The sequence below is a fragment of the Streptococcus sp. SP1 genome (assembly GCF_030440005.1).
Classification (GTDB): Bacteria; Bacillota; Bacilli; order Lactobacillales; family Streptococcaceae; genus Streptococcus; species Streptococcus parasanguinis.
Genome location: NZ_JAQFJJ010000026.1, coordinates 1 through 13,967 on the forward strand (window position 1 = coordinate 1; position 13,967 = coordinate 13,967).

The 13,967-nt window shown below is 45.2% G+C and carries 10 protein-coding genes and 1 riboswitch; of the genes, 6 read left to right on the forward strand and 4 right to left on the reverse strand.

The window, feature by feature from the left end; genetic code table 11:
- Positions 1–195: 195 nt before the first annotated feature.
- From PCY07_RS10030 to rnhC, 3 genes are all read right to left on the reverse strand, one after another.
- The gene (locus PCY07_RS10030; RefSeq protein WP_301356670.1) at positions 196–2,628 is read right to left on the reverse strand and encodes an ATP-dependent RecD-like DNA helicase; all 2,433 of its coding nucleotides are present in this window, start codon (positions 2,626–2,628) and stop codon (positions 196–198) included.
- 67 nt (positions 2,629–2,695) lie between these two features.
- Positions 2,696–3,346, reverse strand: coding sequence for a signal peptidase I (gene lepB, locus PCY07_RS10035; protein ID WP_049486526.1), 651 nt, complete (start codon positions 3,344–3,346; stop codon positions 2,696–2,698).
- Between the two features lie 3 nt (positions 3,347–3,349).
- On the reverse strand, positions 3,350–4,249 hold the full coding sequence (gene rnhC / locus PCY07_RS10040) for a ribonuclease HIII (RefSeq protein ID WP_301356669.1): 900 nt from the start codon (positions 4,247–4,249) through the stop codon (positions 3,350–3,352).
- A gap of 136 nt (positions 4,250–4,385) precedes the next feature.
- On the opposite strand from rnhC, the gene PCY07_RS10045 reads away from it, so the two are divergent.
- From PCY07_RS10045 to PCY07_RS10065, 5 genes are all read left to right on the forward strand, one after another.
- Positions 4,386–4,676 carry a hypothetical protein gene (locus tag PCY07_RS10045; RefSeq protein ID WP_003005477.1) on the forward strand — a complete coding sequence of 97 codons (291 nt, stop codon included), beginning with the start codon at positions 4,386–4,388 and terminating at the stop codon, positions 4,674–4,676.
- Between the two features lie 10 nt (positions 4,677–4,686).
- On the forward strand, positions 4,687–5,241 hold the full coding sequence (locus PCY07_RS10050; RefSeq protein WP_301356668.1) for a CvpA family protein: 555 nt from the start codon (positions 4,687–4,689) through the stop codon (positions 5,239–5,241).
- Between the two features lie 73 nt (positions 5,242–5,314).
- Positions 5,315–7,654 carry an endonuclease MutS2 gene (locus tag PCY07_RS10055; RefSeq protein WP_301356667.1) on the forward strand — a complete coding sequence of 780 codons (2,340 nt, stop codon included), beginning with the start codon at positions 5,315–5,317 and terminating at the stop codon, positions 7,652–7,654.
- Between the two features lie 606 nt (positions 7,655–8,260).
- Positions 8,261–9,679: a C69 family dipeptidase gene (locus PCY07_RS10060; RefSeq protein ID WP_301356666.1), complete on the forward strand. Its 1,419-nt coding sequence runs from the start codon at positions 8,261–8,263 to the stop codon at positions 9,677–9,679.
- 129 nt (positions 9,680–9,808) lie between these two features.
- A riboswitch (glycine riboswitch) is annotated at positions 9,809–9,903 on the forward strand.
- 102 nt (positions 9,904–10,005) lie between these two features.
- Positions 10,006–11,337: a sodium:alanine symporter family protein gene (locus PCY07_RS10065; protein WP_156671750.1), complete on the forward strand. Its 1,332-nt coding sequence runs from the start codon at positions 10,006–10,008 to the stop codon at positions 11,335–11,337.
- Between the two features lie 53 nt (positions 11,338–11,390).
- Here the strand turns inward: PCY07_RS10065 and sstT are convergent, their stop codons facing one another.
- Complete coding sequence (sstT, locus tag PCY07_RS10070) at positions 11,391–12,608, reverse strand: serine/threonine transporter SstT (protein ID WP_023919132.1); 1,218 nt, start codon at positions 12,606–12,608, stop codon at positions 11,391–11,393.
- Positions 12,609–12,745: 137 nt separating this feature from the next.
- On the opposite strand from sstT, the gene PCY07_RS10075 reads away from it, so the two are divergent.
- A complete protein-coding gene (locus PCY07_RS10075; protein WP_023919130.1) occupies positions 12,746–13,594 on the forward strand; it encodes a mechanosensitive ion channel family protein in 849 nt (282 codons plus the stop codon).
- The last annotated feature ends 373 nt before the right edge of the window (positions 13,595–13,967 follow it).

The following is a 13,967-nucleotide window of genomic DNA, read 5'->3' on the forward strand; positions in this document are numbered from 1 at the left end:
TCCGCACAGTTGAGTAGGGCTGTAAAAGCTGATGAAATCAGCGTAGTAGAGCCCACTCAACCACTGCGTCTTGCTCGACAATCCAAAAATAATTGAGAGGCTAGGACTTTTGTCCCAGCCTCTTTTTCACGGTGAAAAATTTCAGCTGTATTTGAATGAGCCTTAAAAAATATCTTATTTTAATTTTTGGGGGTATTAATTAGGTTGTTTGATGTCAAAAAAGGCTGCAATCTCTTCTTCAGTCAGTCCGATCATAGGAGAGATGGTGTGGAGATTGTCTTCAGTCAGTCGATAGACAGTCGGTTCATCAGGCTCAGTCTTCGTTTCAACAGTCCCTTCCTTGCTTCGTGCGGATTCGATTGTAGCAGAAGCGGTGTCAACGGATGAAGAAGAATCCTTGGTCGCCTCGCCTCCGTTCAGGTCCTTAAAGCGCTCCACCAAGTAGGTCTTGCGCGCAGTACCAGTATTTTTTGTGGCGTAATCAAAGGCGCTGTATTCTCCTAAGAGAATTAGCTTGCTCTTAGAGCGCGTGATGGCAGTATAGATCAAATTACGTTGCAACATCCGGTGGCTTTGATTGGTAATGGGTAGAATCACCACCGGAAACTCGCTTCCTTGCGATTTGTGAATACTCATTGCATAGGCTAAGCGAATCTTGTACCATTCATTGCGCGGGTAGACGATTTCATTGCCATCAAATTGGATGGTCAATTCATCTTGCTTGGATTCTGTATATTTTCCTGGGAGAAGATCGGTGATGTAGCCAATATCTCCATTAAAGACATTGCTTTCTGCATCATTGACCAGATGGATGACCTTGTCTCCATCGCGGTATTGGCAGTCTGGCGTGTCAAAAACAACCTGATCTTTGACAGCTGGATTGAGAAGGTCTTGCATGAGTGTATTGATGTTGTCAATGCCGGCCTGGCCCTTGTACATGGGTGCCAAGACTTGGATATCTCGAGCAGGGATTTGACTACGAAGGGCAGCAGAAGTGATTTGTTCGATCATCTTAGGGATGTGTTCGCTTCCGGCTTCGAAATAAGAGCGGTCAGCTTTTCGTTCTGTGAAATCTTGAGGAAGCTTGCCTTGGCGAATGTCTCCTGCTAGTGAGACAATGGTCGAGTCCTCACTCTGACGGAAAATATGTTCCAGTTTGGTCTGAGGGATGCTTGGGATCTGCAAGAGATCAGCCAAGACCTGACCAGGGCTGACGGAAGGTAATTGGTCGGCATCCCCCACAATCAAGAGTTTCGTATCTGTTGCGATGTTGCTAAGTAATTGATTAGCCAGCCAGGTATCAACCATGGAAAATTCGTCCACAATGATAAAGTCTGCATCCAGATAGTCCTCTAAGTGGCTGGTGTCATCATCCCCAGTCATCCCCAAATGGCGGTGGATAGTGGCGCTCGGAAGTCCTGTCAGCTCATTCATGCGCCTAGCTGCTCGTCCCGTTGGGGCAGCCAGCAGGATCGGAAGGTCTTTTTTCTTCCGAAGATCCAGCTGGTGGAGTTGGGCATAGACGCTGATCATCCCATTGATAACGGTAGTCTTTCCTGTCCCTGGTCCCCCGGTGAGGATAAAGACCTTGTTTTGGATAGCTTGGTGAATCGCCTCTTTTTGAATCGCATCGTAGCGAATCCCCAAATCTTTTTCAACCTCCTCAATCGCCTGGTTGATTTTCTCAGGGTCAAACGAAGCTTTTTTACCCTTCTCCAGCAATCGGCCAATATGACTGCGAATCCCTTCCTCCGCAAAGAAAAGGCTGTTGTCAAAGATCTTGGTGTCCACGTTTTGGACCTTGTCTTCCTCGATGAGGTGGCCTAATTCTTGGGCGACAGTGGAAGGATCCAATTCTACTGGACGAGCTGATTCTAGAAGGTCAATGGTATAGCGCAGGAGGTCCTTGGCTTGGATATAGGTATTTCCAGTCTCGATAGAGTAGCTAAAGAGGCTGTGGATCAGACCCGCTCGGAAACGCTCGGGAGCGTCACTTGCAATCCCCAATTCTTCTGCTAGTTGGTCCGCGATTTTAAAGCCCATACCTTGGATGTCTTCCACCAATTGGTAGGGCTGTTGCTCCACGATCTGGAGAGTTTCTTCCTTGTAGAAATCCTGGATCTGAAAGGCCAATTTATTGGGAATGCCATAATTGGCTAGTTGGGCGAGAATGCGTTCCGTTCCGTAATTCTGACGAAGTTTTTCCACAAAAGCTAGGCGGTTTTTCTTGGAGAGACCAGTAATTTCTTCTAATTTTTCAGGAGCTTCCAGAATTTTGTCAATGGTATTGTCCCCATAGAGGTCCACGATTTTTTGAGCCGTTTTGAGACCAATTCCTTTGAAGTGATCGCTGGAAAAATATTTCACCAAGCCCTTGCTAGAGGGTTTGGCACGTTCATAGCGACTGATTTTGAGTTGTTCTCCGTATTTAGGATGATGGACCAGCTCCCCCCAGAAGGTGTAGTCTTCGCCTTCCATGATATCTGCCATGGTGCCTGTCACAATGATCTCAAAATCATCAAAGTCTTCGGCATCGGTATCGCTAATGTCGAGTAAGAGGATTCGAAAAAAACTGCTAGGATTTTCAAAAATAATGCGCTCAATAGTACCAGAAAAATAATATTCCATCATTTCTTTCCTTTTTATAAAGCAAGGCTGGGACATACTTGTCTCAGCCTCAGTCTGTTAATCTAGACTAATAAGTTTTGAAAGGGTAGATCGGCCATAGTCTAAAGACGGCTTGCCCTTTGATTTGTTCTTTCTTGAAAGCTCCGACCTGACGGCTATCTTTTGAAACGATCCGGTCATCTCCAAGTAGGAGGTATTCATCGTCGAGCAACTTCAAGGTAAATTTAGGATTGCCATCCTTGTCTACTGTAAAAGCTTGGGCTGTATTGGCCAATTGGCGGAAGAGTTCTCCGTTTTCTTCGAACCCTTTTCCAGTGTAGGTCGATTGCAATTTATCTTTTTTGAAACGAGCGATGTAGTCTTTCAAATAGGGCTCATTGGTCTTTTTCCCATTGATGTAGAGGGTATCGTTGTCGTACTGGATGGTATCTCCAGGAAGACCGATGACCCGCTTGACGATGTCCTTGGTTTTGCCGTCATCGTCTTTTTCACTAGCAACGACAATGTCGAAACGATCAATCGAGAGGTGGTTGACCACAAGGAGGTACTCGCTATCAGCTAGGGTTGGATCCATTGAATGGCCATCCACCTTGACCGGAGCCCAAAGGAAGATACGTGAGGCGATGATGAGACCAACAATGATGCTGAAGAGGCCCCATTCTTTAAGGAACCTCACCACTGGTGAGCTAGATGACTGTTTTGAACTTCTTTTTGACATAACTTATCTTTCTAGTAATTTCTTTGCTTTTTCTGTGTTTTTAAAATGGAGTTTGGCACAATAATCCAGAGCTTTCGTCCCGTAGGTCTGGAGCAATTTAGCAGCGACTTGGTCTGATTTAGTCCCTGCTCCACTAGGGAGATTAAAGCCCAGTTCCTTGCCCAGATCTTCCAGATTTTGAAGGAAGAGATTGCGGGCGATGATGGAACTAACCGCAACAGCTAAATACTTACCTTCTGCTTTTTCTTCCAACTCAATAGCTTGGGAGACCTGATTTTTTTCAGCTTTCACGTATTTTTGGTAGTTTTTAGCCGTCGTAAAGGCATCGATCACAATTCGCTCTGCTTGGACTCCTTTATTTAATAGAAGATAGATAGCTTGATTGTGAAGAGCGACTTTGACTGAAACAGCATTGTAGCCAGAAGCAATGACTTCATTGTACTTCTTTGGGGATAATAAGAGTGCTTGGTGCTGGATGTTTTCCTCAAGGAGAGGAGCCAATTGCTGAATTTTTCGATCATCCAAGGTCTTTGAATCCCCAACACCGAGCTTTTTGAGCCAGTCGTGCTGGTCAGGTGTGACAAAGGATGCGACGACGGTGAGTCCACCAAAATAAGAGCCGTTTCCGACCTCGTCGGTTCCGATCATGGCGAGATCTTGTCGTGCAGATGAAGTAGTAGAACCTTTAGAGTTCCCAGCATCATGCCCGAAAAAGGTCAGGTAAGGAGTAAGGTCATTGCCTTGAAGCAAGACTTTTCCAGACTTGTAGATCGAAACGGTCGCTCCCTCTAGTCGAAAGAAATAATCCATATGAGGATTCTTGCTTTGAGAGAGAGAACTGCGATAGGTATGGACAAAATCAAGGATTTGCTCCTGTGTTGGAGTGAGTGTCATACTTTCCATAACCACTATTGTACCACAAATTCAGGGAGAGAGGGAGCAAAAAGAAAGAAAGAATCCACTGGAAAATCCCTGTGAAGAGGGGCTTTGCTACTGACAAAGCTAGCCTTTTTTGGTATAATACCGTGAGGTGATTTTTATGGCGAGCTTAAATAGATATAAATTTACATTTGGAAACAAAGCGCTCACTTTAACAACCAACCATGATAATTTGTTTATGGAAGAAGTCGAACGTGTTGCGAAAGAAAAATACCAAGCAATTAAGGAACAAATGCCAGAGGCAGATGATGAAACCATCGCGATCTTATTGGCAGTAAACAGTTTGTCCATGCAGCTGAATCGCGAGATTGAGTTTGACGACAAAGAAAAAGAATTAGATGATTTTCGTCGCAAGGCTTTAGACGACTTAAAGGATAAATCATCCAAATAAGAGGAGATACATGTTAACTTTCTTAATCTTATTGATTTTGGCATGGAGCTTTTATATTGGCTTTGCAAGAGGGATTATCCTCCAGTCTTATTACTTTCTAGTGACCTTAGTGGCCCTCTTGATTGCAGGTGGTAGCTACAAGGGACTGGCCAAGGTGTTGTCTCTATGGGTTCCTTTTTCGAGTCCTACTCGGCAATCGGTGAATTATTTTTATGCCAACCGCTACCTATTTCAATTAGATGACATCTTTTATGCAGGTTTAGCTTATGTATTGATTTTTGCGATGATCTACCTGATTGGTCGTGTGATTGGGATCTTTATGCACTTGGTACCCCAGCCAGAAAAACTGGAGGATCGCAAGTATCAAATTGGAGCGGGTGTGATCGCCGTCGTGATAACTCTCTTGGTCATCCAGATGGGCTTGACTGTCCTCTCAACGGTTCCCATGGCTTCCATCCAAAATAGACTAAATGCAAGTGGATTGATCCGCTTTATCATCCTTCATACCCCGATCAGTTCCAGTCTGTTCCACAACTTGTGGGTGACTGCGATTATCGGAGCTTAAGGAGCAAAAATGAAGAAAGGAGTGAGACAAGTCCGATTCAAGGAAGGACGCTCACTTTTTTTGTAGGAGAAATATGAATAAAAAAATCTTAGATATTCTGGAGTTTGACAAGGTCAAGCAACTCTTTGAACCCTATCTACAGACAGAACAAGGGGAGATGGAGCTAGCAGCCCTTACTCCAACTGAAAAAAAAGAAAGCATCGAAACGGCCTTTATGGAGTTGGAAGATATGGAGCAGATCCTCTTGGAAGAGCCTCGCTTTGCCGTGTCGACCATTCAAGATGTCCGTCCAGTGGCCAAGCGTTTGGAGATGGAGGCATCCCTCAATATCGATGAATTACTAGCGCTAAAAGCTGTCCTTCGGGTGACACATGAGCTCAAGGATTTCTACGACAACTTGGAAAATGTCCGTCTGGAAAGGCTCAATCGCCTCTTTGACAACTTAGTGGATTTACCACGCTTACAAGGTGGGCTTCAAGCTATCAACGAAGGAGGCTTTGTCGAGTCTTTTGCCAGTGAAAAATTGGCCAAAATCCGCCGTCGAATCCAGGAAAATGAACACCAGGTCAGAGAGATTCTCCAAGACCTGCTGAAAAGCAAGGCCGATATGTTAGCGGATGATGTGATTGCTAGTCGGAATGGCCGCAATGTTCTACCAGTAAAAAACACCTATCGTAACCGCATTGCAGGGGTGGTCCACGATATCTCAGCCAGCGGGAATACCGTTTATATCGAGCCTCGGGCAGTCGTCAATCTCAATGAAGAAATTGCCAACCATCGAGCCGATGAACGGTATGAAATCATTCAGATTCTGGAGGAATTGTCTGACACCCTGCGCCCTCACGCAGCAGAGATTGCAAATAACGCTTGGATTATCGGTCACTTGGACTTGATCAAGGCCAAGTATCGCTTTATGCGCGATTGTAAGGCAGTGGTACCAGAGGTTAGCAGCAATCGCTCTATTCAGCTCTTGCAACTACGTCATCCCTTGATTGAAAATGCTGTCGCGAATGACCTACATTTTACCGAGGACTTGACAGAAATCGTGATTACCGGTCCCAATACAGGGGGGAAAACCATCATGCTAAAAACGCTGGGATTAGCGCAAATTATGGCCCAGTCTGGTCTTCCCATCCTAGCAGATCCAGGTAGTCGTGTGGGCATCTTCTCACAGGTCTTTGCAGATATTGGAGATGAACAATCGATCGAGCAGAGCTTGTCGACCTTCTCCAGTCATATGACCAATATCGTATCTATCTTACATCAAGTGGATACCGCCTCCTTGATCCTTCTGGATGAGTTGGGGGCTGGAACCGATCCTCAAGAGGGGGCTGGCATTGCTATTGCTATCCTAGAAGACCTGCGCTTACGCGGGATTAAGACCATGGCGACAACCCACTATCCAGAGCTCAAGGCTTATGGAATTGAGACTGCAGGAGTGCAAAATGCCAGTATGGAATTTGATACAGCGAGTCTGCGTCCGACCTATCGCTTCATGCAAGGAGTTCCTGGCCGATCGAATGCCTTTGAAATTGCCCGCCGTTTGGGCTTGTCTGAGACCATTATCCAGGATGCCATGAAGATGACCAATACGGATAATGATGTCAATCAGATTATTGAAAAATTGGAGGCGCAGACCTTAGAAAGTCGCAAGCGCTTGGATACCATTCAAGAGGTCGAGCAAGAAAATCTCAAATTCAATCGCGCTCTTCGAAAACTCTATAACGAATTGACCAGAGAGAGAGAAACAGAGCTCAATAAGGCAAGAGAAGAGGCCAAGGAAATTGTGGACATGGCCCTCTCAGAGAGTGACCGGATTCTTCAAGGCCTTCACGCTAAATCCCAGTTGAAACCACATGAAATCATTGAGGCCAAGGCTCAGTTGAAAAAACTAGCTCCTGAGACCGTCGATCTTTCTAAAAACAAGGTCTTGAAAAAAGCCAAAAAGGCGCGTGCTCCTAAGGTGGGAGATGAAATCTTGGTTATCAGCTATGGGCAACGCGGAACCCTGGTCAAGCAACTCAAAGATGGTCGCTGGGAGGCGCAAGTCGGCTTGATCAAGATGACCTTGGAAGAAAAAGAATTCAACCTCATCAAGGCTGAAAAAGAAGCGGCTCAACCTAAGAAACGTCAGGTGAATGTCGTCAAACGCTCGAACACGAGTGGGCCAAGAGCGCGTCTGGACCTCCGTGGAAAACGCTATGAAGAGGCCATGCAAGAGCTAGATGGCTTTATCGATCAGGCCCTGCTCAACAATATGGCCCAAGTCGATATCATCCACGGGATTGGAACGGGAGTTATCCGTGAAGGGGTGACCAAGTACCTCCGACGCAACAAACATGTCAAAAGTTTTGAATATGCCCCCCAAAATGCGGGCGGAAGCGGCGCAACTATTGTTACGTTTAAAGGATAAGTTAAGCCCTAGCTTTTCATTAGCTAGATTCAGATTGAAGAAAAAGTTATCTTAGAAACTTTCCTTAGGTGAGTACGGACGTCAGCGAACTTCGAAGAAGTTCCATGACTAAATTAAGATACAGAGGGCGTCTGCGGATAAAGTCAAAATAGGAAGTTTGACGCGAAATCTTTTGATTCTAGGAGAACTTATCTTTTTGACACAATCCGCAGCCCGAGTTCAATTCGTTTTGAGCCTCTTCCCTTTTCAATTTTTAGGCTCAGGCTAAAACAGTTCCCCAAACTGTTTTACTCTCAAAACTCCCGAGTGACTGAAACAATTGTGTTTCAGTCACTTTTCTCACGGCGGAAAGTTTCAATATATGTTTGAATGAGCCTATTAGTATGTATCAGTTTTAATTATTCTATATCACTTAAGTTGTTTTAAGTAAAAAATTTTATCTACATTCTAAATCCTAGCTGTTTATCAGCTAGTTTATTTAAAATCTTACATAATGAAAATATTTGAAAGTTGTTGAAAAGGATTCGCTTTTAAATCTGATTTTTAGTAGGTCCTCCCTTTTAAAAGTGCTATAATAGAGGCAATGAATGATTTGGGAGGATACGCATGCGTAAACGTGAAAGTGCAGATTCGTGTACAACGATTCTAGTCGGAAAAAATGCCAGCTATGATGGTTCGACCATTGTAGCACGAACGGAGGATTCTCAAAATGGCGTTTTTACGCCCAAGAAATTGATCGTGGTCAAACCAGAAGATCAACCGCGTCATTACAAGTCTGTTTTATCAACTTTTGAAATCGACTTGCCAGATAATCCAGTTCGCTATACAGCGGTTCCAGATGCGATTCCTAAAGACGGGATCTGGGGAGAAGCTGGGATCAATGTCTATAATGTAGCCATGAGTGAGACAGAGACCATTACGACCAATAGCCGTGTGCTAGGGGCAGATCCTCTTGTAGAGAGTGGCATCGGTGAGGAAGACATGTTGACCTTGGTCTTGCCTTATGTTAAGACCGCCCGCGAAGGGGTCTTGCGTCTCGGAAAGATTTTGGAAGAGTATGGAACTTATGAGTCTAACGGGATTGCGATTTCAGATGTGAATGAAATCTGGTGGTTGGAAACCATCGGAGGTCACCACTGGATGGCGCGTCGTGTCCCTGATGATGCCTATGTGACCAACCCGAACCAACTGGGAAGTGATTATTTTGAATTTGGCAATCCAGATGAGTTTCTTTGTGACCCGGATCTTAAACATTTTGTCACAGAGTACCATTTGATTCTGGATCAAGAAGGGAAAGGTTTTAATCCACGCTATGCCTTTGGTAGCCAAAAAGACAAGGACCGTCACTACAATACACCGCGGGCTTGGGCCATCCAGCGTTTCCTCAATCCTGAAATCGAGCAGGATCCACGGAGCTTTGAGATTCCTTGGTGTCAAAAACCTTATCGTAAGGTAACGATTGAAGATGTCAAATATATCTTGAGCAACCACTACCAAGACACTATCTACGATCCTTATGGTCCTGAAGGAGATCACGTGAGTCAGCGGACCTTCCGGACGATCGGGATTAACCGGACCAGCCAGACAGCGATTCTGCAATTGCGTCCCAATAAACCACAAGAAACGACAGGCATTCAATGGATTTCTTATGGCTCCATGCCTTACAATACAGCTGTTCCTTTCTTTACCCAAGTGGATACAACGCCAGACTACTTTGCCAATACGACGGCTAAGGTAACAACGGATTCCTTCTACTGGGCCAACCGGATTATTGCGGGACTAGCTGACCCTCACTATGCTCACCATGTTGGTGATTTGGACGATTACCAAGAAACGACAATGGCCTGGGGACATGCGCGCATCAATAAAGTCGATCGTGCACTTGCAGCAGGTGAAACCGTTGATTTTGAAGCGGAAAACCAAGCCATGAGTGATCAAATCCAGGAAGCGACAGATCAACTCTTGGACAAAATTTTGCTCGATGCTAGCAACCTTATGACCAATCACTTCTCCTTGAGTGATTAAAAACCGTAAATTTTCAGGTGGTTTACAATATATTTTCAGAAATGATTGACAAACTTTTGAAAATCGATTAAAATAGAGAAAATTACATACGACCGAATGAAGTTTGCAGGAGCGTGAGTAACTGTGAATGGACGGAACTCTGGAGAGACCAGAAATGGCACCGAAGGGGCAAGGTAGAGGATGCATCTACTCAAACTCTCAGGTAAAAGGACAGAGCGAAAAATAGGGAAAGTCCCCTATTTTAAGCAGGACCAGAGTACATGTTTGACATGTGCTCTTTCTTTTTCTCTTTTCTGTCGAGCGGTCGATGAAAAAGGAGACAGAAAATGGATCATGTATTGCAGTTTTTTCAGCAGCTCGATAATTTAGTGTGGGGCGCCCCGCTGTTGGTGCTCTTGGTAGGAACAGGGATCTACCTGACCCTTCGCTTGGGTTTGCTTCAGATACGCTACCTTCCAAAAGCTTTTCGCCTGATCTTTACAGAAGATGAGGGACACGGGGATATCTCGAGTTTCGGAGCCCTTGCGACAGCTCTAGCGGCTACTGTAGGGACGGGGAATATTGTAGGGGTAGCTACAGCGATTCAGACAGGTGGCCCAGGTGCCCTCTTTTGGATGTGGATGGCTGCTTTCTTTGGAATGGCGACCAAGTATGCAGAAGGGCTCTTAGCCATTCGTTATCGGACCAAGGATGACAACGGTCATATTTCAGGTGGTCCGATGTACTACATTCTTCACGGGATGGGAGAGAAGTGGCGACCACTGGCTATTTTCTTTGCGGTTGCAGGAGTGCTGGTGGCCCTCTTTGGGATTGGAACCATGACCCAGGTTAATTCCATTACGGGATCCCTTCAAGCAAGTTTTGGAATAGCTCCAGAAGTGGCTAGTGTAGTGATTGCGCTGGTGGTTTCGACCATCATCTTTGGAGGGATTCACTGGATTTCCAAAGTCTCTGAAAAAGTGGTCCCTTTTATGGCTGCTGCCTATATCTTTGCGACTGTCACGATCATTGCCTTGCATCTGGACCAATTGCTCCCAGCCTTGAAATCGGTCTTTTCGGGTGCTTTTACAGGGACTGCAGCCATGGGAGGTTTCGCAGGAGCAACGGTCAAAATGGCTATCCAAAAAGGGGTGGCGCGTGGGGTTTTCTCCAATGAATCTGGTCTCGGATCTGCACCCATTGCAGCAGCGGCGGCGAAGACCAATGAGCCAGTCGAGCAGGGCTTGATCTCCATGACAGGAACCTTTATTGATACCATTATCATCTGTAGTTTGACAGGACTTTCGCTCTTGGTTTCAGGTGAGTGGATGGCTAAGGGCAGCACTAGTACCCTGACTCAGGATACGTTTACAGGCGTCTTTGGCCCAGTCGGAGGCATCATTCTGACCCTATGTTTGGTGCTTTTTGCGACCACGACTATTCTTGGATGGTCTTATTACGGAGAGCGATGTTTTGAATTCCTATTTGGTGTTAAACATATCAACCTCTATCGGACCTTCTTTGTTTTTATGGTTGGACTGGGAGGCTTCCTTAAGCTGGATCTGGTCTGGGTGATCGCGGATATTGTTAATGGGCTGATGGCTTTGCCCAACCTGATTGCCCTCTTAGCCCTCTCCCCTGTCATCATCAAAGAAAGCAAACAATACTTTAAGAAATAGGAAAACCCAGATCGCGAGGTCTGGGTTTTCTTGTCTATGTGAGATAGGAACATTTAATAGCGTTTTTCTTTTGGCCAGCTGCTCATTTCGGCGATGGCAGTGAAGAGCACATCTGTCGAAGAGTTGAGGGCTGTTTCACAAGAGTCTTGGATGACCCCGATGATAAAGCCGACGCTGACGACTTGCATGGCCAAATCATTGGTGATACCAAAGAGGCTACAAGCAACAGGGATGAGAAGGAGAGATCCTCCCGCAACTCCAGATGCTCCACAAGCAGAGATAGCCGCTACGACACTCAGAATGAGTGCCGTTCCAAAGTCAACCTGAATGTGCAGGGTATTGGCAGCAGCGAGCGTCAAAATATTGATCGTCACGGCTGCGCCTGCCATGTTTACAGTTGAACCAAGTGGAATGGAGACAGAATAGGTGTCTGGGTTCAGCCCCAACTCTTCACAGAGACGCATATTGACAGGGATATTGGCTGCAGAGCTTCGCGTGAAGAAGGCTGTTACCCCACTGACACGGAGGCATTTAAAAACAAGGGGATAAGGGTTCTTGCGGATCATGAAAAAGACGATCAATGGATTGATGACCAGGGCTACAAATGCCATGGTACCAACCAAAACAAGTAAGAGAATCCCGTAGTTACTAAGGGCACTGAGTCCTTGGCCAGCGATGGTCGTGAAGACCAAGCCTAAAATCCCAAATGGAGCTAGGTTGATAATCCACTCAACAATTTTTGAAGTGATGTCTGCTAGAGTTTGGAGGAGGTCTTTACTATGTTCACTCGCCTCTCTCATGGCAATCCCAAAGACGGTTGCCCAAGAAAGGATCCCAATGTAGTTGGCTTGCTGCAAGGCGTTGACCGGGTTGTCGACGATCTTGAGCAAGAGGTTACTAATCACTTCGCCAATCCCGTTTGGAGAGGATCCTTCAGCGGCCTTTCCAGTCAGGGTAATGGTGATCGGGAAGATGTAATTGACCAAAACAGCGACGAAGGCAGCTGCAAAGGTTCCTAGGAGATAGAGGACGATGACCTTTTTCATATTGGTCTCTGTCCCTTTTTGGTGTTGGGAGAGGGCATTTGCGACGAGCGCAAAGACCAGAAGGGGTGCGATCGCACGGAGCCCCCCAACAAAGAACTCTCCTAAGAGTCCAATGCCAGTTGCTTTCGGGAAGATAAGTGCTAGGATGACTCCAAGTACAATCCCGATTGCGATCCTTTTCATAAGGTTGGTTTTATTCCAAGTGGTAATCAATCGATGAATCATGTAAGACCTCCTAAAAAAATAATTAAGGAATATTATACGATAGTTAAGGACGAAAAGCAATGACATTTTTAAAAAATAGCCTTATTTCCGAATATTTGATATAATCATACTATTCTTTGTTAGAAAGGCCCGAATAAATGAGTCAAGCTTTCCAACGTTATTTCAGTAAAATGGACTGGACAAAGATTTTTGATGATCTGATGTCAAAATGCATCTCTCTGATTTTTGTCTTTCTCTTATTTTTTATCGCTAAAAAGGTCATCCATAGTCTGGTCAAGCGGATTTTAGCCCCTTCCTTTAAGTATACGGTGCAGGATGAAGCCCGTAAAAATACGATTCTCCGTTTGATTGAGAGCCTTTTAAACTATTGTTTGTATTTCATCTTGATCTACTGGATTTTGTCGATTCTGGGTCTTCCAGTCTCTAGTCTCTTGGCTGGTGCTGGGATTGCTGGGGTGGCGATTGGGATGGGAGCCCAGGGCTTTCTTTCCGATTTGGTCAATGGTTTCTTTATCCTTTTAGAACGCCAGCTGGATGTGGGAGATAATGTTCGTCTCACGAATGGGTCTATCAATATTGCTGGCATCGTCAGTAGTGTCGGGATTCGGACGACCCAGGTGCGAGACTTTGATGGGACTCTCCACTTTGTTCCGAATCGCAATATCACCGTCGTCAGCAATCTCTCACGTGGTGATATGCGCGTGCTGGTGGATATTCCGCTAGATGCGAATACCGATCTCGATAAGATCTATCAGGTGATTGCTCAGGTCAACCAGTCTCAACAAGACAAACACCCAGAAGTGTTGACAGGTCCTACGATTTTAGGCCCACAGATCGAAAAAAATGGTCGTTATTCCTTCCGAATTGCTATGACTGCGCAAAATGGAACCCAGACGACTGTTTATCATACCTACTATAAACTCTACCATGATGCCTTGATGGAAGCAGGGATTAGCCTACCGACAGGAAAGAACGGGATCATGTAATAAGAAAAGCTTAGAAATTAGAATGTAGACAAGGTCCTCTTAGAAACTTTCCTTAGGTGAGAACGGACGTCAGCGAACTTCGAAGAAGTTCCATGACTTAGTTTTGAGCCTAAGGTCTCAAAACTCCTGAGTGCCTGAAACGTTATTGTTTTAGGCACTTTTCTCACAGCGGAAAGTTTAAGTAGACGATTGAATCATTCTATCGAATAAATTAATTTATGAACCAATTTTTTATATTTTTTAACACAAATAAGAGGCTGGGACAAAAGTCCTAGCCTCTCAATTATTTTTGGATTGTCAAGCAAGACGCAGTGGTTGAGTGGGCTCTACTACGCTGATTTCATCAGCTTTTACAGCCCTACTCAACTGTGCG

Excerpts from the sequence above, each read along its gene's own strand:
- PCY07_RS10050 (WP_301356668.1), top strand. The coding sequence starts at position 4,687 with ATGTTAACTTTCTTAATCTTATTGATTTTGGCATGGAGCTTTTATATT.
- PCY07_RS10030 (WP_301356670.1), bottom strand. The coding sequence starts at position 2,628 with ATGGAATATTATTTTTCTGGTACTATTGAGCGCATTATTTTTGAAAAT.
- PCY07_RS10060 (WP_301356666.1), top strand. The coding sequence starts at position 8,261 with ATGCGTAAACGTGAAAGTGCAGATTCGTGTACAACGATTCTAGTCGGA.
- PCY07_RS10075 (WP_023919130.1), top strand. The coding sequence starts at position 12,746 with ATGAGTCAAGCTTTCCAACGTTATTTCAGTAAAATGGACTGGACAAAG.
- sstT (WP_023919132.1), bottom strand. The coding sequence starts at position 12,608 with ATGATTCATCGATTGATTACCACTTGGAATAAAACCAACCTTATGAAA.
- rnhC (WP_301356669.1), bottom strand. The coding sequence starts at position 4,249 with ATGGAAAGTATGACACTCACTCCAACACAGGAGCAAATCCTTGATTTT.
- PCY07_RS10065 (WP_156671750.1), top strand. The coding sequence starts at position 10,006 with ATGGATCATGTATTGCAGTTTTTTCAGCAGCTCGATAATTTAGTGTGG.
- PCY07_RS10045 (WP_003005477.1), top strand. The coding sequence starts at position 4,386 with ATGGCGAGCTTAAATAGATATAAATTTACATTTGGAAACAAAGCGCTC.
- lepB (WP_049486526.1), bottom strand. The coding sequence starts at position 3,346 with ATGTCAAAAAGAAGTTCAAAACAGTCATCTAGCTCACCAGTGGTGAGG.
- PCY07_RS10055 (WP_301356667.1), top strand. The coding sequence starts at position 5,315 with ATGAATAAAAAAATCTTAGATATTCTGGAGTTTGACAAGGTCAAGCAA.